Here is a 26,106-nt window from a genome sequence, read left to right as displayed (position 1 = left end):
GTCGTGCGGGGTGCGAGGCCTATGACGCGACGATCGTCGCTGTGAGGATGCTCGACACGGGAAGTGTCCGTTCGACATCGGCTGCACGGTCGCGCCCGCGGAGTCGGCCACCGCCCATCCCGGTCGCTTCCAGGAGGAGCTGTCGGGTGGACCCGTCCGGCATCCCCACCGTGACTTCGAGGACCGACTTCGCCCGCACGGCCGCTTCGAGCTCGCGGTCGAGCCACGCGGCGTCGGCATCGGGCCCCTGGTGGGACCGGAGCCGCGTGATCAGCGGCATGAGGTCGGTGGAGTCTCCGCTCGGAGCGGGGGCAGGGGGAGCAGGGTGGCGCTCCCGCACCAGGAGGGATCCGTCGGGGCCGACGAGCGTCGCGGGGTACCGCGCGTCTGTGAGAGCCCAGTACACCGTGTCGCGTCCGACGCGTGTGGTCAGGGAATCGAGATGCGCCGACAGAGCCAGCGGACGCAGCGACTGGTCCACCGCCATCGCCTGGATGAGGTGAGCGTCGGAGCTCTCGATCCGCGTGCGGCCGGTCTCGTCGTCCGTCGAGACGCGGACCAGTCCGTGACGCTGCGCTGTCTGCGCGATCAGGTAGCCGAGGGGCTGCGGGATTCCCGTGAGGGAGACGGAGGTGAGGAAATCGAGGATCGACGCCTCGGTCTCGCCGGCGACGAACGCGTGCGCCACGGACTCGGAGGTGAAACGGTACGACGACGCCTGGGCCGCGGACTCACGGGCGGCGATCGTGCGCAGCCGCACATCCAGCGCCGGCTGCAGCGGACCCGGTGCGATCGCGGTCAGGTCGTTCTGCAGGAAGATGCGATCGACCTCGGCCGGCAGCAGTCGCGCGAGAGCCTCGGCCTCCGCGTCGCCTCCGCGTCGCAGGCTCACCGCCCATGCGGGTTCGGTGCCGTCTTCGGCGATCAGGCCGAGGAGCGCGGCCGCATCCTGCAGGACGTGCGCATGCTCGGCCCAGGTGGGATCCCAGGGGTGGGCGAACGGCCAGGCCTCCGGAGGAACCCATCCGCCGCCTGCGGAACGGACACCACGGGGAAGGGCGTCCCGGAACGCGGTGACCAAGACAGCCCATCGGTCCGCTGCCGACGAACGCAGCCATTCCTCTGCGGACTGGCTCGATCGCAGCCGCCGGTCCGCGGACACGGCGAGCCCGGCCTGGAGGGCGATCGCGGCGAGGGTGTCGACGATCTCGGTGGGGACGCCGGCCTCCGCCAGCTGGCGCTTCTCACCCGCGCTGACGCCGCCGCCGGTGAGGAGGGCGAAGGGGCTCTCCCTCGCGATCAGGAGCAGGTCGGCGAGGACGGCCACTGTCGTGAAGGCGCGCTCGGCCGCGTGCGCCGCGGCGGCCTCCGAGGACGGAGACGCCGGTGCCGCGGAGGGCGGGAGGGGGATCGAGCGCCCGGCGATCGCGGTCACGACCGGTGGATAGGGGGTGCCGTCCGGGCGGAGCAGTGCGAGCGCCGTCAGCTGTTCCCGGTCCTGCCCGGCTTCGCGGCCGGACGCGGCGTCGAGCAACGCGCGCGCTTCGGATGCCGTGAGCGCGGGCAGGACACGCGACAGCGACGCCGGATCGAGCAGTGCCTCGGCGGCGTCGAAGAAGTCGTGCCACGCGGCGTCGGCGCGCACGGCCCGTGCCGCGAAGAGGCGGAGGAGGTCTTCGTCGCGCGCCGCCGCCAGCCAATCGGCCAGCGGTCGCGCGTGAGTGCTCATGGGCGTGGCCTCAGGAACGCGACGACGCGCGGCCCTTCCGGATGAAGCTCATCGTCAGGAGCGTGATGATCATGAGGAACGCCACCGGCAGTCCCCAATAGGGGATCGCGGCGATCACGGGCCAGATGCCCTCGCCGAATGCGGCCTGCCCCATCCCGAGCGCCGTGCCGATGATGATCGCGAAGAAGCACACCACCGACGCTGCGGCGATTCCGAGCGCGGTGAACGCCAGGATGCGATCCAGCCGGCGGATGGGAACCTCCGGTTCCGAGTTCTGCGTGCTCATCCGCATCAGCCTACTCGCACTGAGGCTTCTGCTCTGCGCGCGCCGCGACCGGTAGGCTGGGGGCACGCGCACGAGCGCGTCCACTGTTCTGCATATCGATCTCAGCGAGGTTCTCCCATGCCCACCGGCAAGGTCAGGTTCTACGACGAAGACAAGGGTTTCGGCTTCATCGCCAGCGATGACGGCCAGGACGTCTTCCTGCACGCCTCCGCGATGCCTGCCGGCACCGCGGTGAAGGCCGGTGCGCGCGTGGAGTTCGGCGTGGCCGACGGCAAGCGCGGGCTGCAGGCGCTGTCGGTACGTGTGCTCGAAGCGCCGCCCAGCCTCTCGAAGGCCAAGCGCAAGCCGGCTGACGACATGGCCATCATCGTCGAGGACCTCGTGAAGCTCCTCGACGGCATCGGCGGGGATCTGCGCCGTGGACGCTACCCCTCCTCCGCTCAGGGTCGCAAGATCGCGGCCGTCCTGCGCAAGGTCGCTGATGACCTCGAAGCCTGACGCCGACGCGCGTCTCCTCGACGCCCATGATCTCGCGCTGGCCGCGCTGGCCGAGATCACTCCGGCGTCCACCGTCGGCCCCGCCGCCGGATATCTCGCCGAGGACGACGGGTCGGTGTCGCTGCGCTTCGAGAACCGGCTCGCCGGCTACCCGGGGTGGTACTGGACGGTGACCGTCGCTCGCGTCGAAGGCGAGGAACCGACGGTACTCGAGGTCGAGCTCCTTCCCGGTGACGGCGCTCTCCTGGCCCCGGAGTGGGTGCCGTGGGCCGAGCGTCTCGCCGAGTACCGCGCGCATCAGGTCGAACTCGCCGAGGCGGCCGCGGCCGCCGGGGACGACGCAGCCGGCGAGGAAGCGCTCGACGCCGACGAGGACGGTGTCCTCGAGGACGACGACCTCGACGATGACGATGACGATGACGACGGTGAGGCCGACATCCTGCACGCCGGCGACCTGGACGGCGTCGACATCGACGAACTCGATGAGGGCGTCGCCGACGACGAGGAGTCCGACGACGAAGAGTCGGAAGACGAAGAGTCCGACGACGACGCCGACGCCCTCGATGAGGACGCCGGCGAGGTCGACGAGGAGGAGTGACGCCGGGCGCTCAGGCGCCCAGGTTCTCCAGGACATACTCGATCGATCGGGTCAGCTGGCGCACGTCATCCGGCTCGATCGAGACGAATGTCGCCACCCGCAGCTGGTTGCGCCCGAGCTTCCGATACGGCTCCGTGTCGACGATGCCGTTGGCGCGGAGGGCCTTGGCGATCGCCGCGGCGTCGATGCTGTCGTCGAAGTCGATCGTCGCGACCACGGGGGAGCGGTGCGACGCGTCCGTGACGAAGGGCGTGGCGACCGAAGACGCCTCGGCCCAGTCGTACAGCACCGAAGACGACTCGGAGGTGCGTGCGGCCGCCCAGCCGAGCCCGCCGTTGTCGAGGATCCAGCGGAGCTGGTTGTCGAGGAGGTGCAGGGTCGTGAGCGCGGGGGTGTTCAGCGTCTGGTTGAGGCGCGAGTTGTCGACTGCGTTCTTCAGGCTCAGGAACTCCGGGATGTAGCGACCCGATGCCGCGATGCGCTCGATGCGCTCGACGGCAGCCGGCGAGACCGCGGCGAACCACAGGCCGCCGTCGGAGCCGAGGTTCTTCTGCGGCGCGAAGTAGTACACGTCGGCCTGAGCGGCGTCGAAGTCGATGCCTCCCGCGGCACTCGTCGCATCGATGACGGTCAGGGCGCCGTCGGCGGCGATGCGCTGGATCGGAGCGGCGACGCCGGTCGAGGTCTCGTTGTGCGGCCAGGCGTACACATCCACGCCCTCCACGACCTCGGCGACGGTGAGCGAACCGGGCTCGGCCTTGCGCACATCGGGCGCCTCGAGCCAGGGGGCGCCTGCGGAAGCGGCGAACTTCCCGCCGAACTCGCCGAAGACGAGGTTCTGGCTGCGCTGCTCGATGAGGCCGAAGGCCGCAGCGTCCCAGAAGGCCGTCGATCCGCCGTTGCCCAGGATGATCTCGTATCCCTCGGGAATGCGGAACAGAGCGGCGAGCTGCTCGCGGATGCTGCCGACGAGGTTCTTCACGGGCGCCTGTCGATGGGATGTCCCCAGGATCGAGGCTCCCGACGTGACCAGCGCCTCGAGCTGCGCAGGGCGCACCTTCGAGGGACCGCAGCCGAAGCGGCCGTCGATGGGCAGGAGGTCACGGGGAATCTCGATCGCCATGCGTCGATTCTAGGGGGCGCCCGGCATGTCTCCGGACCGCAGCGAGTCCGATGTCGGTCCGGGAATGTAGGCTTGCCTAAGAACCTCGGAGGGCCTGCACATGACCGACCTGATCGACACCACGGAGATGTACCTCCGCACCATCCTCGAACTCGAGGAGGAGAACATCGTGCCGCTGCGCGCGCGCATCTCCGAGCGCCTCGGCCACTCGGGGCCGACCGTGTCGCAGACCGTCGGTCGGATGGAGCGCGACGGACTCGTCATCGTCTCGGAAGACCGCACGCTCGAGCTCACCGACGCCGGCCGTCGCAAGGCGGTCGACGTGATGCGCAAGCACCGTCTCGCCGAGCGTCTGCTCTCCGATGTGATCGGACTCGACTGGGCGTTCGTGCATGAAGAGGCCTGCCGGTGGGAGCACGTGATGAGCGAGCAGGTGGAACGTCGCCTGGTAGAGCTGCTCGGACACCCGACGGAATCGCCGTACGGCAACCCGATCCCCGGTCTCGACCAGCTCGGCGACGTGCCGGCGCGCACCTTCGACGAGGGGGTCATCGGTCTCGTCCAGCGTCTCAATGCGGCGGGGGAACCGGTCGAGGGCACGGTCCGTCGTCTCGCCGAGCCCGCGCAGGTCGATCCCGAGCTTCTCGAGCAGCTGCGCGATGCGGGAGTCGTTCCCGGAGCGCACGGCGACTTCCGCTTCAGCGAGGGTTACGTGCTCATCCAGATGGACGGCAAGGAAGACGGCCTCGAGCTCCCGGTGGAGCTGGCATCGCACATCTTCCTGGTGGGCGAACCGGCCTGATCCCGCGCGGAAACCGGGTGCGACACCGCCACGGAGACGGGGCGTCGCGGGCTTCTGCGAGGATTGCCAGTTTCCCAGGGTGACATGATCGTTATCTTCCGGTAACCTCGGTCAAGTCGCCAGCGAAGAAGCCCGCTGGAGATGAACCCGCGAAGATCGCCTTCCAGGCTCGTCGTCTTCACGGCAGGAACGCACAAAGTACCCGAGCTACATTCGTGCCACGAGAGCAGAGTGCCGACGAGCCAGCGCTGACCCGAACAGCGTGAGGGCCCAGGAGGACCAAGTTTTGGCCGCAGACATCGAACCGCCCGCGAAGAAGACATCTGAAGACCGCGTACCCGCCCGCCGCACCGGCGCGAGGGTGAGTGCTCGCAAGGCCGTCAAGCCACTCCGATCCATCGCCATCTTCGGGGCCGTCGGCGCACTCGTCGCCGGCATCGCCCTGCCCGCTTTCGCCTCGTCGAAGCCGAGCGAGGCTGCGCCGACGACCGTGCAGCAGCTTGCTGCCGTCGACGCACAGTCGCTCGTCGTCGCCTCCCAGGCCACCGCGGCGCCGCTCGCTCGCGGCACGTTCAGTGCGACGACTCCCGAGGAGATCGCGAAGAAGAAGGCAGAAGAGGCTGCTGCCGCCCGTGCCGCTGCCGCTGCCGCTTCCACCGCATCGACTTCCTCCCGCTTCAACACCGCGGGCTACGCGCTCACGTCGCCGGGATCGGGTGAGGTGCGCTATCCGCTTCCGATGGGATCGTGGAACGTCAGCCGTACCGTGGGCGGTGGGCACAACGGTGCCGACATGCTCGCCCCGGCCGGCACCCCGATCTATGCGGCTGCCGCCGGTGTGGTCCGCGCCTCCGCCGAGAGCATCGGCGGCTACGGCGTGGCCGTGATGCTCGACAGCGTCGTGGGTGGTCAGCGTCTGCAGACCACGTACGGCCACATGCTCTACGGTTCGCGTCAGGTACAGGTCGGCCAGACGGTCTCCGCCGGACAGCTGATCGGCTACGTCGGCAGCACCGGTCGCTCGACCGCGAACCACCTCCACTTCGAGGTCTGGATCAACGGCGGACTCGTCGAGCCGATGTCCTGGCTCTCCGTCAACGCCGGCTGATTTCCGGACACGCCTCCTTCCATTCATCCGCCGTTTCGCCCTGCACCCAGGGGGATGGGTTAGCCTGATCCCGTTGTCGTACAGGTGGGAGAGGCTGATGGAGCGAATACCGACCATCCGAACCATGGATGCCCTCGGTCGTCACGTCCTTCTGCATAGCCCGCAGGGATGCCACGGCGTTGCCGTGCGCGAAAGGCGCTGTCTTTAGACGGCGCCTTTTTTCGTCCCCGCGTTCGATCTGCCTCCTGCACGACCTCGTGTGAGTCGAGAGTGCCGGGAAGCCGTCCCGGCGGATCGAGAGGATGACGAATGCGCACACTGGTCCTGAATGCCGGATACGAACCGCTCGCGATCGTGTCGTTCAAACGAGCCCTGGTGCTGGTGATGAACGACAAGGCGACCGTGATCGAACGCGTGGAGGAAGACCCCGTCTGGGGCACCCACGGCGTCTACGATCGCCCGGCGGTCATCATCCTGGCGCGTTATGTGCGGGTTCCGACGAGCAGGCGCGTGCCGGTCACGCGTCGCGGTGTGCTGCGCCGCGACAACCACCGCTGCGGTTACTGCGGCAAGGCGGCGTCGACGATCGATCACGTGCTGCCGCGTTCGCGCGGGGGAGCGGACTCCTGGGAGAACCTCGTCGCCTGCTGCCTCCGCTGCAACAACGTCAAGAGCGATCGCACACCGCAGGAGATGCGCTGGCAGTTGCGCTTCACTCCGCGTCCTCCGCACGGCACCGCCTGGACGGTGCGGGGGACCGAACGCAGCGATCCACGGTGGGAGCCCTACCTGGCGCTCGCCGCCTGAGACGTCGAAGAGGGGCCACCCTTCGGATGGCCCCTCTTCGACGTCGTGCCCGCGACAGGATTCGAACCTGCGACCTGCCCTTTAGGAGAGGGCTGCTCTATCCCCTGAGCTACGAGGGCGTGCACCCAGTCTAAGCGACCGGATGCACGCCGCCACGTCTCAGCCCTCTCCGCGCCGCCACAGCTTCGACGGCCACCAGATGGCCTTGCCGATGTCGTAGGTCAGGGCGGGAACCAGCAGCGAGCGGACGACGAAGGTGTCGAGGAGCACGCCGAAGGCCACGATGAAGGCCAGCTGCACGAGGAAGAGGATCGGGATCACCGACAGTGCGGCGAAGGTCGCGGCGAGGACGAGACCCGCCGAGGTGATCACCCCGCCCGTGATCGAGAGCCCACGCAGGATGCCCTCCCGCGTCCCGTGCGCCTTCGATTCCTCACGGACGCGCGTCATGAGGAAGATGTTGTAGTCGATGCCGAGCGCGACGAGGAACACGAACCCGAAGAGCGGAACCGCGGGGTCGGCGCCAGGGAACGCGAAGATCCCGTTGAAGACGAGGGCGGAGACCCCCATCGCCGTGCCGAAGGACAGCACCGTCGTGAGGATCAGCAGCACCGGTGCGAGGATCGACCGCAGCAGCAGCATCAGGATGAACATGATCACCACGAGGATCACCGGGATGATGAGGTTCCGGTCGTGGATCGATGCATCGTTCGTGTCGATCGACGTGGCCGTGACACCGCCCACGAGCGCGCCCATGCCGTCGAGTTCGCCACGCAGCTCGCGCACGGTCGACGCGGCGGCGGCGGAGTCGGCGGCATCGGTCAGGGTGCCCTGCAGGAGCACCTCTCCGTCGACCGTCGTCGGCTCGGGTGCGGGCGTGCCGGGTGCTCCGATCGCCGAGATGCCGTCCTCGGTGACGGGGGCGCTGCCGCTGGGCGAATCGGCGGCCGTCACGGAGACCCCGTCGACACCGTCGTTCGCGAGCAGGACGTCAGCCGCATCCTGCAGCCGATCCTCCTTCACCACCACGTAGACGGGGCTTCCGGATCCACCGGGGAAGTGCTCGCCGAGCGCGACCTGTCCGTCACGGGCCTCCGACGCGCCGAGCACCAGGTCGGACTGCGGCACGCCATCGGCGTCGAGCTGGGTGATGCCCGCCGCCCCGGCCAGGAGCACGAGCGTCGTCACGATCCAGATCACCCGTGGGCGGCGCTTGATGAGGCCGGCGAGACGTGCCCACAGGCCCGTCGTGCGCATGCCGTGCTCGGCGGCGACGACCTCCGGTTCGAAGCGGGGGCGCCGCGGCCAGAACACCGCGCGGCCGAAGAGCAGCAGTAGCGAGGGCAACAGGGTGAGAGCCGAGAGCATCGCGAACACGATGCCGATCGCCGCGACCGGCCCCAGGGTGCTGTTCGACTTCAGATCGCTGAGCAGCAGACAGAGGAGTCCGGCGATCACGGTGCCGCCCGACGCGACGATCGGTTCGACCGAGCCCTTCCATGCCGCCATGACCGCCGTTCCCTTGTCCTGCGCGATGCGCAGTTCCTCTCGGAAACGCGCGACGAACAGCAGCGCGTAATCGGTGGCGGCGCCGATCACGAGGATGAAGAGGATCCCCTGTGTCTGACCGCTGAGCAGCAGCACCTCGAACTTCGCCAGCCACCACACCACGAGCAGAGCGACGCAGAGGGCGAACAGGCTCGTCGACAGCACGACGAGTGGCAGGAGGAACGATCGGTAGACCAGCACCAGAATGACGAGGACCGCGAGGAGGGCGACGCCGAGGAGCAGCCCGTCGATGCCGGCGAAACCGGCCACCAGGTCGGCGCTGAAGCCGGCGGGTCCTGTGATGTACACGGTGACCCCGTCGGGGACCGCGTCGCGCAGTTCCTCGCCGAGAGCCGTCGTCACGTCCGCGAGCTCGGCATCGGCGTCGATCGGGATGAACGCCTGCACCGCCTGCCCGTCATCGGAGGGGAGCGCCGGAGAGACCTCGTCGCCGACGCCTTCCACCTTCGGCGCATTCGCGACGGCGTCGGAGATCGCGTCGATCTCCGACGCCGTGAGCGCGTCGTCGGACGTGAACACGGCGATCGCCGGGATGGAGTCGCTGTCGTTGAACTCCCCGAGAAGCTTCTGCACCTGGGTGGCATCCGCCGATTCGGGGAGGTAGGTCGTCTGCTCGTTGGAGGACACCTCGTCGACCTTGCCGAACAGGGGCCCTCCGAGTGAGGCACCCACCAGCCAGACGAGGATCAGCGCCACGGGGAGGAAGATCCGCACCCAGGAGTGTCGTCGTGAACGCTCCCTCGCGGACGGGGTCGGCGTGGCATCGGGGCGGGACATCGGGTTCCTTTCGGGCGGAGCTGGGGGTCAGGAGATCCAGGCGACGATGAGGATCATCGTCGCGAGGAAGCCGGCGAAGTAGTTCAGGGCGATGAAACGTCGCCAGGCGCGGTTCGTGGAGGCGGAGGTCTCGTCGGTCACGTTCCACCACGGCGCCGCGTTGACGATGTAGGGCAGCGCGAGGGCGGCGGCGAGCGTGCCCGGCCAGGGGGTCAGCAGCATCGCCGCCCCCGCGATCACCCACAGCGACACCGACAGTCGCACCGTCGCGCGTGCGCCGATGACCGTCGCGATCGACGAGATCCCGGCTTCCCGGTCAGGGCCGATGTCCTGCACGGCTCCGAAGGCGTGGGCGGCCATGCCCCACAGGAAGAAGGCGCCGAGCGTGATCGCCGCGCCGACGGTCACGGGCGCCTCGGCCAGGGCGAGCCCGACGATGGCGGGGCTCACGAAGTGCGTACTGGAGGTGACGGAATCCAGGAACGGGCGCTCCTTGAATCGGAGGACAGGCGCGGAGTAGGCGATGACCGCGAACACGCTGACCGTCAGCCAGAGCCACGACGCCGGGTTTCCCACCACGACGAGGTAGACCAGGAAAGGGATGTTGGTCGCCGCGGCCGTCCACAGCGTCGCTCGATGGATGCGAGGGGCGAGGAGAGCCCCTTCGATGCCGCCCTTGCGCGGGTTCGCCAGATCGGAGGCGTAGTCGAAGACATCGTTGATCCCGTACATCGCGAGGTTGTAGGGGATCAGGAAGTACAGCGTGCCGATCACGAATGTCAGATCGATCTCGCGGGTGCTGAGGAGGTAGGCGGCGGCGAAGGGGAAGGCGGTGTTGATCCAGCTGATCGGACGCGACGACAGGATGATCTGGGCGATGTCTCGTCCGATGCTGCTCGGCGGAGCTGCGGCGGTGCTCATCGTGAAGTCTCCTCATCGATCGGTCGACGATCGTGCGCCCGCCGCCGGGCACGCATCGCGGTCCACAGGGCCGGGAGGAGCAGCGCCCCCGCGAGCGGATAGGCGAAGTCCTCGATCGGAGCCAGGCCGACGTGCACGCCGAGCAGCGGGTCCTGCGCATAGTGGAACAGGCCGCTCGCGATCATCGCGGTATCGAACGCCGCGGTGAGCACGAACAGCACGACCACGGTCAGCAGCACGGCGAGCGGGCGCGGGCCGCGCGTGCGGGAGGCGAGCGCGAGCCCGATTCCGCCCAACGTGGCGACAGCCACGAAGCAGGCGGAGAGCTGGAGGTAGGTCATGATGCCTCCGCCTCGTCGCGCCGCCGCGCTCGGCGTCGGGAGATGACCCGGGCGGATCCGGTGTAGATCACCATGGTGCACACCACGAGGAACACCAGGAACACGGGTTCCTCGATGGGAAGCTCGGGGGCCAGGAGCAGACCCGACGCGATCGCGCCCTCGCCCCGGAAGAAGATCCCGTTGGCGATGCCCGCCACGTCCCAGAGCACGAAGAAGACGAGGCCGACGGCCGTGACGACCGCGGCCGACACCGCGTCGCGCCAGAAGAAGAGGCGGAACCGCCAATCCAGCAGCAGCATGCAGCTCAGCGACAGGAGGAGGGCCGCCAGATACACGACGCCCATCAGGGCGCCTCCGTCATGGCAGCGGAAGAGCCGGGAACGGGGAGCGGGCCGGGGGAGTGGTCGCCGCGGACGCGCTTGAGGACGATCTCCGCACTGATCAGGCACATCGGGACACCGACGCCGGGCGCGGTGGTGGCCCCGGCGTAGAAGAGGCCCTGCACGCGCCGAGAAGTGTTCTGCGCGCGGAACATCGCGCTCTGCGAGAGGATGTGCGCCGGCCCCAGCATTCCTCCGCGCCAGGAGTGATAGTCGTCGCGGAAGTCTGCGGGACCGGTCGTCTCGCGCACGACGATGCGTTCGCGGAGGTCGGGGATCCCCGCCCACGCCGAGATCTGATCGATTGCCGCATCCGCGGCGCGCTCGATCTCGGGCGATCCCGCTCCGTCGGGTCCGCCGTGTCCGAGATCGACGTCCGCCGGGACCGGGATCAGCACGAACAGGTTCTCGCTGCCGGCAGGGGCCACGTCGGGATCCGTTGCGCTCGGCCGGCACACGTAGATCGATGCCGGCTCGGGAACGGTCGGCGTGGCACCGAAGATCGCGTCGAAGTTCGCGTCCCAGTCGTCGGTGAAGAACAGGGAGTGGTGTGGCAGCTCGGGGAGTGTGCCGCGAACCCCGAGCATCACGAGGATGCCGCCCGGTCCGCTGGTGCGCCGTGCCCACCACGACTCGGGGTAGGTCTGCAGCGAGGGGGGAAGCAGCGCCGTCTCGGTGTGGTGCAGATCGGCCGCCGAGACCACCACATCGGCGCTCTCCGTGTGCGTGGAGCCGGAGGCGTCGACCCAGCCCACGCCGGTCACGTGGGTACCGTCGCCGCCGTCCTGGGTGCGGATTCCGGTGACCTCCGCCCCGGTCTCGATGCGGACCCCCGCATCGCGCGCCAGCGCCTCGATCCGCTCGATCACCCGCCAGAAGCCGCCCTGCGGATAGCTGACTCCCTGGTCGAGATCGAGGGCGCTCATCAGGTGGTACATCGCCGGCGCGCTTCGCGGGTCGGTGCCGAGGAACACCGCGGGATAGCCCAGGATCTGTCGGACCACGGGGTGCGTGAAGCGCCGGGCCGCGAAGGACTGCAGGCGTGTTCCGAGCAGGGCGGAGAGGCGCGGCAGTGCTCGGAGGACCTCGGGGGCGAGGAGCGAACGCATGCGCGTGAAGGGGTTGTAGAGGAAGTACTTCTGCGCCATCGCTCCGGCATGCTGCGCGGAGTCGAGGTAGGCGTCCAGCGTCGCCGTGGAGCCGGGCTCCAGCGCTTCGAAGAGTCCAGTGACCTGATCGCGTCCTGCGGGGACGGTCACGGGACCGGATCCGCCACCGACCGCATCCGGGTCGCGGAACACCCGGTATCCCGGATCGAGGGGGATGAGATCGAGCTGCGCATCGGTCGTGGTGCCCATCATCTCGAAGAAGTGGTCGAAGACCTCGGGCATCAGATACCAGGACGGCCCGGAGTCGAAACGGAAGCCGTCACGTTCGATCGTCCCGGCGCGGCCGCCGACGCGATCGTTCTTCTCGAGGATCACGACCTCGTGCCCGTCCCGGGCGAGCAGTCCCGCGGTCGCGAGACCGGCGACTCCGGCACCGATCACCACAACCCGGCTCATCGGTCCCGCTCCATCGCTGTGACGAGCACGGACCGCGCGGCGAGAGCGGCTTTGATCGGATCCGGAACGCGTACCCGGCGCCGGTAGAGGACGTCGGCGGGGGTCTGCGCCACACGGCGGGTCAGAGCGGCGAACAGAGCCAGGGCGCTGCGCACCGCCGCGCGGGCGTCCTTCGGCAGCAGGGGGATAGCGTCACGCGCGTCGGCCAGTTGCCGGAACACGGTCTGCACCCATGCGTCCCGGTCGGCATCGGTCAGACGCGCAGCGCCGCCGAGGTAGCCGCGGTGCAGGCGGTCGGTGTCATCGGCGAGGTCGCGCAGGAAGTTCACGTTCTGGAAGGCCGCACCGAGCTGACGGGCGCCGTGCCGCAGCGTCGCGAGGTCTTCGGGCGCACGTTCGGTATCCCGGAGGAACACCCGCAGGCACATGAGACCGACGACTTCGGCGGAGCCGTAGACGTACGCCGCGTGGGCTTCGACGTCATAGGCGGCGAAGCCGGCGTCTTCGTCGATGTCTGCGCGCATCGAGTCGAAGAACGGCTGCGTCAGGTCCTCGCCGATCCCGCACTCGCGCGCGGTCCGCGCGAACGCATGCAGGATAAGATCGCTGCTGTAGCCGCTGCGCATCGAACGATGCGTCTCCGCGATGTAGGAGTCGAGCGCGGCGGATTGCGCGGTCACGTCCAGACCAGCTTCGGCGGCGACGCCGTCGACGATCTCATCGGCGATGCGCACCATCGCATAGATGTTTCGGACGTGCTGGCGATGACGGCGTCCGAGAAGACGGGTCGCGAGTCCGAACGACGTCGAATAGCTGCGGATGACATCGGTCGTCGCGATCTCCGCCGTGCGGTTGAAGCGCCGGAGGGCGGTGCTGTCCCGACGATCGGCCGCGTCCGCGTTCATCGGCTGCGACTTCCGACTCGGGAGGCGAGGGTGCGCAGTACCTGTCCGGCCGCCGGGGGCAGACCATCGGCTTCCGCTTCGAGGAGTGCGGCGTCCGTGGCATCGAGATGCTCCTGCACCAGGCCTCGGACGAAGGTCTCCGAGCCGCATTCGCGCAGTCGATCACGGGCAGCGGCACCGTCGGTCGGGCTGAGATCCGGTCTTCCGAAGTGCAGTTCGATGTCGTCCCACTGGCTCGTCATGCGGGCGTAGGCGATGATCGCGGTCTCCTTGCCTTCGCGTAGATCCGAGAACGGGTCCTTGCCGTGCTCTTCCGGGTCTCCGAACACGGAGAGCAGGTCATCCTGCAGCTGATAGGCGAGGCCGAGGTGCAACCCGATCATGGCGAGATACTCCTCGGTCGCAGCCGACGAGGCGGCGAGGACCGCCGCAGCGCGCAGCGGGAGCACGAAGGAGTATGTCGACGTCTTGTACGCGCTCGTGGAGAGGATCGTGCGCAGATCGGGGGCGATGATGCCGTCGCTGAGGGCGACGTCGGCGTGCTCGCCGGCCACCGTCTCGAAGATGGTCTGTTCGAGCAGGCCGAGCAGACGATCGCGGGCTTCGGGCATGACGTCCGCTCGGGCGAAGCCCAGCACCGCCGAAGACAGGAGCAGGTCTCCGAGCAGGATCGCGCTCGATCGGGCCCAGTGCAGGGCGGCTTCGGTCGGTCGCGCCGCGTGCTCGGCGACGAGCGCACCGATCAGATTGGGACGCCGTCGTCGCATCAGATCGCCGTCGATGACATCGTCGTGCAGCAGGAAGGCGAAGTGGAGAAGCTCGACATGGGCTGCGACATCGATGGCCGTGCGCGTCTCATCGGCGGTCAGGGGAGCGGGGGCCAACGCGTGCGTCAGATCCAGGAGGAGCCGGGGGCGGATGAGCTTTCCGCCGAGGGCGTGCTCCTCCGCGGCCCGCCACAGCCCCACGAACTCGTTCCCGTACCGCTCTGCGGCGGCGCTCCTCTCGGAGAATCGATGACGCAGCGCCTCCTCGATCCGCGTCGCGAGCGATTCCTCGGTCGTCGTCACGCTCATGCGTCACACCTCGCCGAGTTGTCGCAGCTGCGGCAGCTGCTCCACGAGCCAGGGGCTGAACGCGAAGGGTGCATGCGTGACAGCCTCGATCAGCGAATCGACTTCGACCCAGATCCATTCCGACACCTCATCGGGATTGGCGGCCGGGTCGCCGTCGAGGATCGTGACGTGCACGGGGCAGATCTCGTTCTCGACGATGCCACTCGCATCCACCGCGCGATAGCGGTAGTCGGGGAGTGCCATGCGGATCTCGGTGAGGTGGATGCCGAGCTCGCCGACGCCATGTCGGCGCACGGCCTCGTCCATCGTCTCGTCCGGTCGTGGATGACCGCAGAAGCTGTTCGTCCAGACGCCCGGCCACGTCTTCTTCGCGAGCGCTCGACGAGTGAGGAGCAGCCGCCCCTCCCTGTCGAGGACATAGCAGGAGAAGGCGAGATGCAGGGGAGTGTCTCTCGTGTGGACTTCGCTCTTCGGGAGCGTGCCGAGAGCTGTCCCGTCTTCGGCGAGGAGGGTCACGTCGTCCATGGCATCTCCCAGATCTCGAGCGTTCATATTTAGCTAACTTGGTGAGTAGTCAACTTAGCATGAAACTGTTGGTGTGTAACATGATCGCATGACCACGGAGCCCGGCACCAGCCCGCACGCGGGCGCGCAGGATTCGCTCCCCGTCGGCGACGGCGGATCGCGAACGTCCGCGGATACGCCTGACGGGCTCGTCCACTCGGCGATCTACGACGTCGAGGCAAGTGATCCCCGCAGCGTCCTGATCGATCGCAGCGGTGTTCCGCCGGAGGAGTTGAAGCAGATCGCCCGGGTGATGGAGTCGCTCGCCGGACTGCGCGAAGCCGAGCAGGCGCTGTCCCAGGCGTCACGTCGATACATGCGTCTGAATGAGACGGACATGCGTGCGTTGCACTATCTGATCGTGTGCGCGAACCGGAACCTGGTGGCGACGCCGGGGGGAATCGCGCACCACCTCGGTGTCTCGACTGCGGCGACCACGAAGCTCCTCGATCGTCTGGAGCAGGGAGGCCACATCACGCGTGCCCCTCACCCCACCGACCGCAGGGCACTGGAGATCACCATCACCGCGGAGACGCGACATGCAGCCATGGAGACGGTCGGTCGTCAGCAGGCGAAGCGCTTCTATTCTGCCGCCCGTCTCACTCCCGCTGAAAGGGAAACCGTGATCCGATTCCTCACGGATATGACGGAGGAGATCACGCTCCGCGACGAAGCCTGGGTGCAAGAAGGGGCGTAAAGTTCCCCCGCTTCAGCAGGGGAACTCGACGATCTCGGTCTGCGATCAGTGCGCCGCGTTGTACGCGTCGACGATCTGCGCGGGAATGCGGCCACGCTCGGAGAGCTTGTGTCCGTTCTCGTTCGCCCACGCGCGGATGGCCGCGACCTCAGGGTTTCGTGCAGGTCGCTTGCGAGTCGATGTCGCGCGCGGAGAATTCGACGAGCCGGCCTTTCGGCCTGCTGCCACATAAGGCGCCAACGCCGAACGCAATTCATCCGCATGCGCGGCATTCAGATCGATCTCGTATGCCGTGCCGTTGAGCGAGAAATGCACCGTCTCGCCTTCGCCCACTTCCAGGACGCTGCCATCGATGTCGTCGACCAGCTGATGCACAATTCTTCTCGCCATGATCGCGACTTTACTCGCTCCGAGGAAATGCGACAAGTTGCGAATAGCGAGCCGCGGTAATGTGACGCGCAATACGCAATAAATCAATTCTGTGTGGTCAGGGGAGAAGTCCGGCGCGGCGAGCCCTCGCCACGGCGGCATGACGAGTCGAGGCGTCGAGTTTCGACATCGCCGTGCCGAGGTAGGCCTTGACGGTCCCCTCGCGCAGACCGAGCTGCGCGGCGATCTCGGCATTCGTCGAACCGAGAGCCGCGCATGCGAGGACATCGGTCTCTCGCGGAGACAGGTGGACGGTGGGGATGGGGCTCGTCGCGGGTGATGCGACGTCACCGGCGAGGGTCATGAGTCGTCGTTCGACCTGCGCGATCCGGTCGCGGACATCCGCGTCTTCCACGGAGGCGGCGATGCTCCGCAGCTCTGCGAAGCTCTGCCTCAGCTCCTCGCGCTGTGCCGGCGCCACGACCTCGTCGCCGCGCGTGGTCTCCTGCAGACGGCGCTGCACCTCGTCGCGGATGCGCAGCTCATCGGCGACGGCCTGCGCGACCTGCATGGCGGGTGCCGTGGTCACACCGCCTACCCGCTCCTCATCCCATCCGCCGGCGTACAGCACTCCGCGGGAACGGCCGTGGACCACGATCGGCAGCGCGAGGAGGGTGCGCAGGCCCTCGCCGAGGACGAACACGTCGTAGTCGTGCGTGATCTGCTGTGACGACCCGTAGTCGCTCGTCATCCGGGGGCGGAGCTCCATCATGGCCCGCCCGCCGAGCCCGCGCTCGGGTCGCACCCGGAGCCCGTCCAGCGACCGCGTGCGCGCACCGACGATGCTCGTGACGCTCACGACGCCTTCTTCGATGAGACCGCCGAACGCGACGGGGAAGCGCGTCCGCCTGGCGAGCTCGCGCACGGCGTTCGCGACGAGATCCGCCTCGGATTCGCGGGTGACGGGTGAGGACACGACTACCTACTTCCGGGGTGACGCTGTTCCCCGTTTCGTAGCGTCGACGATATCACCCGTGTCATCGTCACCGTCGTCGTCGCGGACGGCGTCGGATCCATCGGCTCCCAGGGGAAGCGTGTGGACCCGGCGGCCTACTCGCCGGGTCCACGACGTGGCCTGCCGACCTCAGTGCGCCTCGAGGTCGAGCAGGAACCGCTTGCGCTCGGGGTGCGCTCCGTACTGCCCTGCGCTGCCGTCGGAGCGCACCACCCGATGCACCGGCACGATGATCGAGAAGGGGGTGATGCGGCACGCGGTGCCGACGGCGCGCGCAGCCCCGGGGTGACCCGCGAGGATCGCCACCTCCCCGTAGCTCATGGTCTGGCCCCACTCGATGCTGCAGATGGTCTGCAGCGCGGCGAGGGCGAACCCGTCGACGAGCCGCCAGTCGAGGCGGATGTGCCTGTCGAAACGCACCGGCTCGCCGTCGAAGTAGTCGGACAGGAGATGAGCGAGTTCGTCGGCGGCTCCGGGGTCGGGCTCTGGCACTGCTCTCAACTGATGGGACACGCCTTCGAGCAGCCAGGGCACGCGCGGGTCTTCGGACTCGGAGAGGTCGAATCGCACGATGCCCTCGTCGGAGAACACCGCGAGAGCATCCCCGAACGGCGTCGGGGCGAAGTCGTAGCGGAACGTCATGCCCCCATCCTGTCCGCTCGGCTCGACGCGGAACCGCATGCTTGACGTTCCGAGTGGAGAACGCGACCCGGGTTCACATCGGGCAGGAGAAGTGCGCCACCCCCTACGTAGCGCAGAATCGCCGGAAATTCGGCGGAAACCCGCCTGGGATACCCCGTCTCCGCAGGTCGCACGCCTAGGGTGTCAGTGTGTGGCGACGTGAAGACAAGTCTGCGGACGACACAGCGGTGGATGCTGCTGTGTCGATCAGCGATCTGCACGGAACCACGACAGGCCTCGACATCGCACACGCCGCAGAGGCCGAGCGGACGCGTCTGAGGGCCGAGGCAGCCGATCTCGGTGGCCCTTCGCCGCTCGTGAGCTTCCGTGACAGCCCGGAGTCGGGCATCGACATCTCCAAGGCGCACCCGGGGAGCTTGCCGCAGTTCATCACCGGCAAGTCGACTCTCCTCTCGAATCTCTTCCGCGACGAGGTCGGGCTGCGGACCGCTCGACTCGCCGCGGAGCGCATCACCGCGAAGAACACCGAGCTCCGTACCGTCCGCGGGATCGAAGCCGTGCACCTCGCCGTCGGAGTCGCCCGGTGGCGCATCGGGGGAGCGGGTTTCGCGGCCCCCGTACTGCTGCGTCCGTTGGCGATCCGCCGCCACCACTCCGATTTCGAGTTGAAGCTGCAGGGCACCTTCGAGGTGAATCCCGAACTCGTGCGGATCGCTCGCGACCACTTCGGCCTCACGATCGATGCCACCGCGCTCGCCGCGTTGGCCTACGACGGCGGCATCTTCAAGCCGCAACCCGTGATCGACAGTCTGCGCGCGATGACGCGTTCGATCGACACGTTCTCGGTCGAACCGCGTCTGGTGGTCTCGACGTTCGCCGATGTGTCAGGACTGATGTCCCGCGACGGGGGCAGCCTCGATCATCCGGTGCTGAACGCCCTGGCCGGTCACGTGGGAGACCGCGAGCGCGTCACCGCTCCGCGAGCTATCCCGCATCACATCGGCCCGGATGATCGCGCACCGGCCTCGGACAACCTCCTCCTGGATGCGGACGCGGAGCAGGAAGCAGTGCTGGCCCGTATCGCGGCAGGGCATTCCCTCACCGTCGCGACCCTTCCCGGAACCGGGGGGACCCAGACCGTGATCAACGCGCTGGGTGAACTGGTGCGCGGCGGCAAGCGCGTGCTCGTCGTCTCCGCGCGGCGCTCCACCTTGGACGGGGTGCGTCACCGACTCGCCGGGATCGGCCTCGACAGCCTGGCGATCTCGCCGGCGAGCGTGCGGCGCGATCTGGTCAGGGCCATCGGACGCAATGAGAAGGCCACGGCGCCCAAGGTCAGCGAGGTCGACGATGCACTCGTGCGTCTGCGGACCGTCCTGCGCGACTACCGTCAGGCGCTCAGCGCACCCGTCGCCGGACTGGACGCCTCGGTGCTCGACGCCACCCGTCAGCTGACACGGCTGGCGTCGCTGCCCGTGCCGCCGTCGACCACTGCCCGACTCGGCCCCGATGCCCTGCGTCGACTCGCCGCCGATCGCACCGAGGCCGCCGAGGCGCTCGCCCAGGCGGCCCGTCTCGGCGAGTTCCGCTTCGGCCCGAACGACTCGCCGTGGTACGGCGTCACCTTCTCCAGCACCGAGGCCGCTCGTGCCGCCCACGAGCTCGCCGGTCGACTGCACGCGAACAGCGTTCCCGCCGTTCTCGAGCGCGGCTACGAGCTGATCGCCCAGACCCACATGCGGCCGTTCTCGACCATCGACGAACTGGGTGAGTACCTGCGTCTGCTGCAGGGGATCCGCGACTCGCTGGACCGATTCAGCCCGACGGTGTTCGAGCGGCCGCTGGGCGAGCTCATCCAGGCCCACGGTTCGCGCCGCGACGCGCCGGGGCTGTCCGGGGCGAACAGACGTCGGCTGCGGCGTCTCGCGAAGGAGTACGTCCGTCCGGGCGTGCACGTCACGGAGATGCACGAGGCGCTGTTGCGCATCCAGGCGCAGCGCACGCAGTGGCAGCGGTGCGTCGAGGCGGGCGTCGCGCCCGAGATCCCCCTCGGTCTCGCCGACGTGTACGTGGCCTGGCAGCGGGTGGAGGCCGAGCTCGCCGAGCTCGACGCCGCACTCGGACGACGCGAGCCGTTGGCGTCGCTCCCGGTGGCGCGACTCGTGCGCACGCTCGCGGGACTGGCCGCCAAGTCCGATGTCTTCGAGAACCTCGTCGAACGCGCCCAGCTGCGCGACCGACTCGCTCTGCTCGGGCTGGAGCCCCTGCTCGCCGAGCTCTCCGTGCGCCATGTCTCCGAATCCCAGGTGGGGGAAGAACTCGAGTTCGCGTGGTGGCAGTCCCTCCTCGAGCGCGCGTTGCAGGACAACCGCGCCCTCCTCGGCGCGAACACCGCAGTCGTCGATCGGCTCGAACGCGACTTCCGGCTGGTCGATGAGGCGCACGCCGCCATGGCCGGACCGCTGCTCGCCTGGCAGCTGGCCAACCAGTGGCGGATCGCGATCGTCGACGAGCCGCAGCAGTCGCAGCACCTGCGCCGTGCGCTGACGCAGTCGGCGACCACGACCGCGCAGGTCGTCAGCGCCGCGCCCACCCTCGTCGACGTGCTCGCCCCGGTCTGGATCTCGTCGCCGTACCTGGTGCCGGAGATTCCGGACTCGGTGGAGTTCGACACGGTGATCCTGGTCGATGCCGCAGCGATCAACCTCGCAGAGGCCGCCCCGGCGATCCGGCGCGCGCGCCAGATCGTCGCGTTCGGCGACCCGGTGACGCAGCGTCCCACGCCGTTCCGCATCGCGGTGGACCCGGAGGAGTCGTGGGAGGCCGAGGTGCCGTTCGACGACGTCTCGGCCTTCGAGCGGCTCTCCGAGCTCCTGCCGGTGATGACGCTCACCCGCAGCTACCGTGCGGGCGGCGAAGACCTCGCGGAGCTCATCAACGATGCCTTCTACGGCGGCGAGATCGTGTCGCTTCCCTGGGCGGGCTCGTATCTCGGTCGCGGAAGCCTCACGGTCGACTACGTGGAGGGCGGCACGGGAACACCGGACCCGATCTCCGGCGCCGTCGAGAGTCCGGACGCCGAAGTGGCGAGGGTCGTGACGCTCGTGGTCGAGCACGCCGTGCATCGTCCTGCCGAATCGCTCATGGTCGTGACCGCGAGCGCGCGCCATGCCGAGCGCGTACGCGCCGCCGTCACCTCGGCGTTCGCCGGGCGCTCCGACGTCGCGGACTTCGTCGGACGCGACACGGTCGAGCCGTTCGCGGTGCTGACGCTCGAGGAGTCGGTCGCCGAGAGCCGTGACCGCGTCATCTTCTCGCTCGGCTTCGGACTCACCAAGCACGGTCGGGTGCTGAGCGACTTCGGCGATCTCTCCACTCCCGACGGAGAGCGACTCCTCACTGTCGGGATGACGCGCGCGCGCCGCTCGATGGTGCTCGTCTCCTCGATCCGTCCCTCCTCCTTCGACGACGGACGCCTGGAGCATGGAGCGGCGACGCTGATGTCGATCCTCGGCGGACTGGCCGCCCGCAGCCGAGACGCGCGCCTGGAAGACCTCGCCGATCCTCTCACCCTCGCCCTCGCGCGGGAGCTACGGCGTCTGGGCGCCTCGGTGGACGTCGACTATCGCGGATTGCTGCCGCTGGTGGCCCAGCACGGTGGCAAGGCGGTCGTGATCGAGTCCGACCCGGAGACACGGGGCGAGTCTCTGCGGGAGACACTGCGGTTGCGACCACACGTGCTACGTCGCCTGGGCTGGCACTATGTGCGTGTGCACGCCTTCGATCTCTACAGCGACCCCGTGACCGCCGCGACGCGGATCGCCGCGGTTCTCGGCATCTCGGAGTCGACGCCGCGTGCGGAGAACGACACGCAGCCGATCGACATCGCCGACACCCGCGATGACTGACGAGTCCGACACCCCGACGCCGCGCCAGCGCGTGGTGCGGGTCACCGGTTCACGGCGTGCCCGCCTGACCCCGGTGCCGGGGAGCGACCCGGCACCGGAGTCCGGCCCCGCCGAAGTGCCTCCGCGGTCGCGGCCGAAGGGCGCCAAGGGGCCGAACGACGACCAGCTGATCCAGGATGTGCCGCCGCACTACTGAGGCGCCGGAAGAACGGAGTCGCCGGATGACGGGGCAGTGCTGTCGCTGAACGCCGTGTCCGGTCGTCCGGGCAACGGAACCAGAGACGCACGGCCCTCCGAAGAGGACCGTGCGTCTCGGGTGCGAGCGGAGGCGGTCAGGCTCCGCGCTGTGCCTTGAGCAGGTCGCGGATCTCGACGAGCAGCTCGGACTCGGTCGAGGCGGCCGGCTCCTCCTCGGGCTCCTCGGCCGGAGTGCCCTTGCGGGCCTCGACGCGGGCCTTGAACGTGTTCATCGGCAGCACGAAGACGAAGTAGACGACGGCGGCGACGGCGAGGAAGCTGATGATCGCCGAGATCAGCTCGCCGATGGGGAACGTGACGGTCTCGCCGTAGATGTTCGTCACGGGGATGCCGAACTGACCGGCGGCATCCGCCTTCAGGAAGAGCGCGATGAGCGGGTTGATGATGCTGTTCACGACGGCCGTGACGATCGCGGTGAAAGCCGTACCGATGACGACAGCGACGGCCAGGTCGATGACGTTGCCGCGGAGCAGGAAGTCCTTGAAACCTTTGAGCATGGGATCCCCCAACAGATCGGGGCCTCAGGAAGAGGCCGGAGTCGACGCAGCCGCCGGTTTGGCGCTCGTCGTCGATTCCGTCTTCGATGATGCCGAACCATCCTTCGATCCACCGGATTTGGCGCGCGAGTCCGTGCGATAGAAGCCGGAGCCGTTGAAGGTCACGCCGATCGAGCCGTACTGCTTGCGCAACGCGCCACCGCATTCGGGGCACACGGTGAGAGCGTCGTCGGCGAAGCTCTGCACGGCGTCGAACTTGTGTCCGCACGAGGTGCAGGCATAGGCGTAGGTGGGCATGGGGGTCCTTGCGATCAGCGTCGCCGCGGCGACAGGGTGAGGGTCTGCGACGGGGTCACGACGCCATCCACGGGCTGGTCGTGCACCTCGCGCGGAAGTTCGTCGAGTACCTCGGAATCATAGATCACGGCATAGACGGGCGGGCACTTCTCCATCGAGCCGATGGTCTTGTCGAAGTAGCCGCGCCCCCAGCCCATGCGCATCCCGGTGCGATCGACAGCGGCAGCGGGGACGATCATGAGGTCGACGTCGTTGACGGCGATCGGGCCCAGCACCTCGCCCGTGGGCTCGGGCAGACCGAACAGCCCCTCGCTGACCTCGTCGTCGTCGGTCGCCACGGCCCAGTCCAGCAGCCCATCGGCGCGAGTGACGGGGAGGAGCACGCGGATGCCGCGCCGCACGGCCCTGGTCACGAATTCACGGGTGCCCGGCTCGGTGGTGGTGGACAGGAAGCACGAGATGGAGCGGGCGCCGAGCTCGTCGATCAGGGCGTCGAGGCGTTCGCCGATGGCCGTGGCCGCGGCGTCGCGCTGCGTGTCGGAGAGGAGCTGGCGTCGTTCGCGGAGTTCGGCGCGGAGTGCACGCTTCGCATGTTCGACGTCGTTCGACATGGCTCCGAGTCTACGTCGGCGCTCACCACTAGGCTGGCAAGATGGCTGACCACAAGATCAAAGCCGTCATTCCCGCCGCAGGCCTGGGGACGCGATTCCTCCCTGCGACGAAGGCGATGCCCAAAGAGATGCTGCCCGTCGTCGACAAGCCGGCGATCCAATACGTCGTCGAAGAGGCGGCGAACGCCGGTATCGACGACATCCTCGTCATCATCGGCCGTAACAAGAACGCCATCTCCAACCACTTCGACTCCGTGCCGGAGCTCGAGGTGAAGCTCATGGAGAAGGGCGATACCGGTCGTCTCGAGCGCGTGATGAAGTCGAGCGATCTCGCTGACATCCACTTCGTCCGCCAGGGCGAGCCGAAGGGGCTCGGTCACGCGGTCCTGCGTGCGCGCACCCACGTCGGCGACAGCTCTTTCGCCGTGCTCCTCGGAGACGACCTCATCGACGAGCGCGACCCGCTCCTCACCGAGATGATCGCCGAGCATGAGCGTTCGGGCGCGGCCGTGATCGCGCTCATGGAGGTCGACCCCGCGAACATCCACATGTACGGTGCGGCCGCCGTCGAGCCGCTCGAGGGGTCCGACGCCGTCCGGGTGACCGGTCTCGTCGAGAAGCCCGCGCAGGAAGACGCTCCGTCCAACCTGGCCATCATCGGCCGCTACGTGCTCCCGGCGTCGGTTTTCGACATCCTCGAGCACACCGAGCCGGGCAAGGGCGGAGAGATCCAGCTCACCGACGCGCTGCAGGTGCTCGCGACCGATCCCGACGGCCCCGGCGTGGTCGGCGTCATCTTCGGCGGACGCCGTTACGACACCGGCGACCGCGTCGACTACATCAAGGCGATCGTGCAGCTCGCCGCGGACCGCGATGACCTCGGGCCCGAGCTGCGTCCCTGGCTCAAGGAGTTCGCGGAACGCCTCTAGGCGACTCTGCGGGCGTCGGTGCGGCATGGATCTGGCGACGGGAATGCGACACGGACCCATAGAACTGCGGCTCGTCCGTGCGAAGGATGCGCGACCGCTGCAGCATGAACTGCTCGCCAACAGGTCGTGGCTCCAGCCGTGGGAGGCGACCGTCCCCTACGGCTCGGTGTCGTTCGACATGAGGCTCAGTATCCGACGCCTGCTCCAGCAATATCGTGACGGCTCGGGCTATCCGTTCGTCATGGAGTACGACGGCGAGGTCGCGGGACAGCTCAACGTGTGGGGAGTGTCCCGCGGCTCGCTGTGCTCGGCCACGATCGGGTACTGGGTGAGCGAGCGGTTCGCCGGCCGGGGGATCACTCCGACTGCGGTGGCGATGGCCACGGACGCGTGCTTCACGGAGTACGGACTGCACCGCATGGAGATCTGCATCCGGCCGGAGAACGCGGCGAGTCTGCGCATCGTGCAGAAGCTGGGGTTCCGGTACGAGGGGCTGCGTCGTCGTTACATCCATATCGACGGCGACTGGCGCGACCACTATGCGTTCGCCCTGACGAAGGAAGATGTGCCGCAAGGGGTGCTCGCACGCTGGCTCAGCGGTCAGGTGCCGCCTGACGCCGCAACGGTGCCCCCCTCCGACCGCATCTCGCAGTGAAAAGGGTCATCTGGTCCTGATCCGGACGGACACGCCGCGACACGCGCCTTACTGTACGGCCCAGCCAGCTTCCAGCCCTTAGCGTTGTCGGTATGGACGGGCCGGTGCTGAGCGGGGGAGTGATCGTGCTCGTCGCCGTGCTGCTCTGGATGCTCTATCTGCTGCCATCCTGGCGGGGGCGATTCCAATACAACGCCGCTGAACGCAACGCGGTGCGGCTGAACCAGGCCCTGCGTGTGCTTGCCGAGACGAGCGAGACTCCCGGTGAAGTGCGCTTCGAGTTGAACGCGCGCACCGCGCTGGCCCAGCAGAAGCTGGCCAAGCGGGTGCAGTCCGAACGTGAGGCTGCCGAACTCGAGTCCCTTCGTGAGCAACTCGCGGCGACCAGGGCCGATCCCGTGATCCGACGGGCACGGGCACGTCGACGTGTCCGTGTCGCCGCGACCAGCACCCTCCTCGTCGGACTCGTCATCGCCGGCCTCGGTGTGTGGCAGCTCCTGGCTGCCGGGAGCTCGGCGCTGCTGTGGATCGGTGGCGCCGCCGTCGTCGTCGCCGGCATCGCCCTGCAGCGCATGGCCGCTGTCGCCGGTCGAGTCGCACGCGCCACGCACGTGGTGGCCACGCCGACCGCCCCGCGCGTCGCCCCCGAGCTGCACGACCAGGGGCGGGCGACGTGGACACCGCGTCCGCTGCCGGAGCCGCTCGTGTCGGTGCCCGGGTCTCGTGCGCAGGCTGCGCAGGCCCAGATGGAGGCACAGGAACAGCGTCGCAAGGCCGCGCGCGTCGCCGCCCTGCGCGAGCGTGCGGAGCAGATGGCCCCCGAGGCGCCGGTGGCGCTGCCCGCGGCCTCGTCGCCGTACGCACGGATGGGCTTCGTCGACGACGCCGAGATCGAGGCGCACGTGCGCGAGCTGCTCTCGCGCCGCGCCGCCGGATGACCGCTCGCGGCGCGAACAGCTTCTCCGTCGTGATAGCGTAGATGTCGTTCAAGGGCCTATGGCGCAGTTGGTAGCGCGCCTCGTTCGCATCGAGGAGGTCAGGGGTTCGAATCCCCTTAGGTCCACCGGACACTGAAGCCCCCAGGCACATGCCCGGGGGCTTCAGTCATCTCCGGGGTGCCGGCGCATGGGCGTTAGAGTGAGCTGTGCCGTCGCAACCCGGGAGCGTTCCGCTCCACAA

27 protein-coding genes, 2 tRNA genes and 1 pseudogene are annotated in these 26,106 nt (G+C 68.5%); 12 read left to right on the top strand and 18 right to left on the bottom strand.

The genetic code is table 11. The features are described 5' to 3' along the window. Positions 1-19: 19 nt before the first annotated feature. Together MST3598_RS13130 and MST3598_RS13125 are read right to left on the bottom strand one after the other, a co-directional pair. Positions 20-1,729 carry a helicase-associated domain-containing protein gene (locus tag MST3598_RS13130; RefSeq protein ID WP_029258665.1) on the bottom strand — a complete coding sequence of 570 codons (1,710 nt, stop codon included), beginning with the start codon at positions 1,727-1,729 and terminating at the stop codon, positions 20-22. A gap of 10 nt (positions 1,730-1,739) precedes the next feature. Continuing rightward, positions 1,740-2,015, bottom strand: a complete 276-nt coding sequence (locus tag MST3598_RS13125) for a hypothetical protein (RefSeq protein WP_021200011.1) — start codon at positions 2,013-2,015, stop codon at positions 1,740-1,742. Between the two features lie 117 nt (positions 2,016-2,132). Here MST3598_RS13125 and MST3598_RS13120 point away from each other — a divergent pair, with 117 nt between their 5' ends. Next, a complete protein-coding gene (locus MST3598_RS13120; protein WP_021200010.1) occupies positions 2,133-2,513 on the top strand; it encodes a cold-shock protein in 381 nt (126 codons plus the stop codon). Beyond that, a complete protein-coding gene (locus tag MST3598_RS13115) occupies positions 2,497-3,111 on the top strand; it encodes a DUF3027 domain-containing protein (protein ID WP_029258664.1) in 615 nt (204 codons plus the stop codon). Before MST3598_RS13120 ends, MST3598_RS13115 begins: the two co-directional genes overlap by 17 nt. A gap of 10 nt (positions 3,112-3,121) precedes the next feature. Here the strand turns inward: MST3598_RS13115 and serC are convergent, their stop codons facing one another. Continuing rightward, on the bottom strand, positions 3,122-4,234 hold the full coding sequence (gene serC, locus MST3598_RS13110; protein ID WP_029258663.1) for a phosphoserine transaminase: 1,113 nt from the start codon (positions 4,232-4,234) through the stop codon (positions 3,122-3,124). Between the two features lie 100 nt (positions 4,235-4,334). Here serC and MST3598_RS13105 point away from each other — a divergent pair, with 100 nt between their 5' ends. From MST3598_RS13105 to MST3598_RS13095, 3 genes are all read left to right on the top strand, one after another. Next, positions 4,335-5,036 carry a metal-dependent transcriptional regulator gene (locus tag MST3598_RS13105; protein ID WP_021200007.1) on the top strand — a complete coding sequence of 234 codons (702 nt, stop codon included), beginning with the start codon at positions 4,335-4,337 and terminating at the stop codon, positions 5,034-5,036. Between the two features lie 361 nt (positions 5,037-5,397). After that, entirely contained in the window at positions 5,398-6,144 is a 747-nt protein-coding gene (locus MST3598_RS13100) for a M23 family metallopeptidase (protein WP_036271506.1), read from the top strand. A 309-nt stretch (positions 6,145-6,453) separates the two neighbouring features. Then, on the top strand, positions 6,454-6,951 hold the full coding sequence (locus MST3598_RS13095) for an HNH endonuclease (protein ID WP_029258662.1): 498 nt from the start codon (positions 6,454-6,456) through the stop codon (positions 6,949-6,951). Between the two features lie 46 nt (positions 6,952-6,997). On the opposite strand, the gene MST3598_RS13090 is transcribed toward MST3598_RS13095, so the two are convergent. The 9 genes and pseudogenes from MST3598_RS13090 to idi all read right to left on the bottom strand — a co-directional run bounded on the left by MST3598_RS13090 (position 6,998) and on the right by idi (position 15,010). Next, positions 6,998-7,070, bottom strand: a tRNA-Arg gene (locus MST3598_RS13090). Between the two features lie 40 nt (positions 7,071-7,110). Further along, entirely contained in the window at positions 7,111-9,297 is a 2,187-nt protein-coding gene (locus MST3598_RS13085; protein WP_029258661.1) for an MMPL family transporter, read from the bottom strand. A gap of 27 nt (positions 9,298-9,324) precedes the next feature. Continuing rightward, positions 9,325-10,218: a prenyltransferase gene (locus MST3598_RS13080; RefSeq protein WP_029258660.1), complete on the bottom strand. Its 894-nt coding sequence runs from the start codon at positions 10,216-10,218 to the stop codon at positions 9,325-9,327. Continuing rightward, positions 10,215-10,559 carry a lycopene cyclase domain-containing protein gene (locus MST3598_RS13075; protein ID WP_021200002.1) on the bottom strand — a complete coding sequence of 115 codons (345 nt, stop codon included), beginning with the start codon at positions 10,557-10,559 and terminating at the stop codon, positions 10,215-10,217. Before MST3598_RS13075 ends, MST3598_RS13080 begins: the two co-directional genes overlap by 4 nt. Then, positions 10,556-10,903: a lycopene cyclase domain-containing protein gene (locus MST3598_RS13070; protein ID WP_029258659.1), complete on the bottom strand. Its 348-nt coding sequence runs from the start codon at positions 10,901-10,903 to the stop codon at positions 10,556-10,558. The genes MST3598_RS13075 and MST3598_RS13070 overlap by 4 nt, the downstream gene beginning before the upstream one ends. Beyond that, positions 10,903-12,579: pseudogene (gene crtI / locus MST3598_RS13065) on the bottom strand (phytoene desaturase family protein); the annotation flags it as partial. The pseudogene crtI and the gene MST3598_RS13070, both read right to left, overlap by 1 nt. Then, positions 12,501-13,409: a phytoene/squalene synthase family protein gene (locus MST3598_RS13060; RefSeq protein WP_029258657.1), complete on the bottom strand. Its 909-nt coding sequence runs from the start codon at positions 13,407-13,409 to the stop codon at positions 12,501-12,503. The gene MST3598_RS13060 and the pseudogene crtI, both read right to left, overlap by 79 nt. Further along, positions 13,406-14,485 (bottom strand): polyprenyl synthetase family protein, encoded by a 1,080-nt coding sequence (locus MST3598_RS13055; RefSeq protein ID WP_029258656.1) that lies wholly within the window; start codon positions 14,483-14,485, stop codon positions 13,406-13,408. The genes MST3598_RS13060 and MST3598_RS13055 overlap by 4 nt, the downstream gene beginning before the upstream one ends. Before the next feature lie 3 nt (positions 14,486-14,488). Next, positions 14,489-15,010: an isopentenyl-diphosphate Delta-isomerase gene (gene idi, locus MST3598_RS13050; RefSeq protein WP_029258655.1), complete on the bottom strand. Its 522-nt coding sequence runs from the start codon at positions 15,008-15,010 to the stop codon at positions 14,489-14,491. An 88-nt stretch (positions 15,011-15,098) separates the two neighbouring features. On the opposite strand from idi, the gene MST3598_RS13045 reads away from it, so the two are divergent. Then, positions 15,099-15,746: a MarR family winged helix-turn-helix transcriptional regulator gene (locus tag MST3598_RS13045; protein WP_081860086.1), complete on the top strand. Its 648-nt coding sequence runs from the start codon at positions 15,099-15,101 to the stop codon at positions 15,744-15,746. A gap of 45 nt (positions 15,747-15,791) precedes the next feature. Here MST3598_RS13045 and MST3598_RS13040 read toward each other — a convergent pair whose 3' ends face one another. From MST3598_RS13040 to MST3598_RS13030, 3 genes are all read right to left on the bottom strand, one after another. Beyond that, positions 15,792-16,136, bottom strand: a complete 345-nt coding sequence (locus tag MST3598_RS13040; RefSeq protein ID WP_029258653.1) for a histone-like nucleoid-structuring protein Lsr2 — start codon at positions 16,134-16,136, stop codon at positions 15,792-15,794. Positions 16,137-16,233: 97 nt separating this feature from the next. After that, a complete protein-coding gene (locus MST3598_RS13035; protein ID WP_029258652.1) occupies positions 16,234-17,091 on the bottom strand; it encodes a LuxR C-terminal-related transcriptional regulator in 858 nt (285 codons plus the stop codon). Positions 17,092-17,259: 168 nt separating this feature from the next. Continuing rightward, on the bottom strand, positions 17,260-17,772 hold the full coding sequence (locus MST3598_RS13030) for a methylated-DNA--[protein]-cysteine S-methyltransferase (RefSeq protein WP_021199993.1): 513 nt from the start codon (positions 17,770-17,772) through the stop codon (positions 17,260-17,262). Between the two features lie 239 nt (positions 17,773-18,011). On the opposite strand from MST3598_RS13030, the gene MST3598_RS13025 reads away from it, so the two are divergent. Both MST3598_RS13025 and MST3598_RS13020 read left to right on the top strand, forming a co-directional pair. After that, positions 18,012-21,680 carry an ATP-binding protein gene (locus MST3598_RS13025; protein WP_029258651.1) on the top strand — a complete coding sequence of 1,223 codons (3,669 nt, stop codon included), beginning with the start codon at positions 18,012-18,014 and terminating at the stop codon, positions 21,678-21,680. Then, positions 21,673-21,876: a hypothetical protein gene (locus MST3598_RS13020; protein ID WP_029258650.1), complete on the top strand. Its 204-nt coding sequence runs from the start codon at positions 21,673-21,675 to the stop codon at positions 21,874-21,876. The genes MST3598_RS13025 and MST3598_RS13020 overlap by 8 nt, the downstream gene beginning before the upstream one ends. 136 nt (positions 21,877-22,012) lie before the next feature. On the opposite strand, the gene mscL is transcribed toward MST3598_RS13020, so the two are convergent. From mscL to MST3598_RS13005, 3 genes are read right to left on the bottom strand one after another with little or no spacing between them, the layout of a single operon-like run. Beyond that, positions 22,013-22,435: a large conductance mechanosensitive channel protein MscL gene (gene mscL, locus MST3598_RS13015; protein ID WP_021199990.1), complete on the bottom strand. Its 423-nt coding sequence runs from the start codon at positions 22,433-22,435 to the stop codon at positions 22,013-22,015. Between the two features lie 24 nt (positions 22,436-22,459). Then, positions 22,460-22,732, bottom strand: coding sequence for an FmdB family zinc ribbon protein (locus MST3598_RS13010; protein WP_021199989.1), 273 nt, complete (start codon positions 22,730-22,732; stop codon positions 22,460-22,462). 14 nt (positions 22,733-22,746) lie between these two features. Continuing rightward, the gene (locus tag MST3598_RS13005; protein WP_021199988.1) at positions 22,747-23,343 is read right to left on the bottom strand and encodes a 5-formyltetrahydrofolate cyclo-ligase; all 597 of its coding nucleotides are present in this window, start codon (positions 23,341-23,343) and stop codon (positions 22,747-22,749) included. Positions 23,344-23,384: 41 nt separating this feature from the next. Between MST3598_RS13005 and galU the strand changes: the two genes are divergently transcribed. The 4 genes from galU (at position 23,385) to MST3598_RS12985 (ending at position 25,990) form a co-directional block, all read left to right on the top strand. After that, entirely contained in the window at positions 23,385-24,272 is an 888-nt protein-coding gene (gene galU, locus MST3598_RS13000; protein WP_029258649.1) for a UTP--glucose-1-phosphate uridylyltransferase GalU, read from the top strand. A 43-nt stretch (positions 24,273-24,315) separates the two neighbouring features. Continuing rightward, entirely contained in the window at positions 24,316-24,927 is a 612-nt protein-coding gene (locus MST3598_RS12995) for a GNAT family N-acetyltransferase (RefSeq protein ID WP_021199986.1), read from the top strand. 92 nt (positions 24,928-25,019) lie between these two features. Continuing rightward, complete coding sequence (locus MST3598_RS12990) at positions 25,020-25,865, top strand: hypothetical protein (protein ID WP_096359600.1); 846 nt, start codon at positions 25,020-25,022, stop codon at positions 25,863-25,865. A gap of 52 nt (positions 25,866-25,917) precedes the next feature. After that, positions 25,918-25,990: transfer RNA gene (locus MST3598_RS12985), tRNA-Ala, on the top strand. Positions 25,991-26,106 lie beyond the last annotated feature (116 nt).

Source organism: Microbacterium sp. TPU 3598 (genome assembly GCF_002356155.1).
GTDB classification, from domain to species: domain Bacteria; phylum Actinomycetota; class Actinomycetes; order Actinomycetales; family Microbacteriaceae; genus Microbacterium; species Microbacterium maritypicum_A.
Note: the sequence above shows the minus strand (reverse complement) of the source record. Positions and strands in the feature narration are given on the sequence as shown.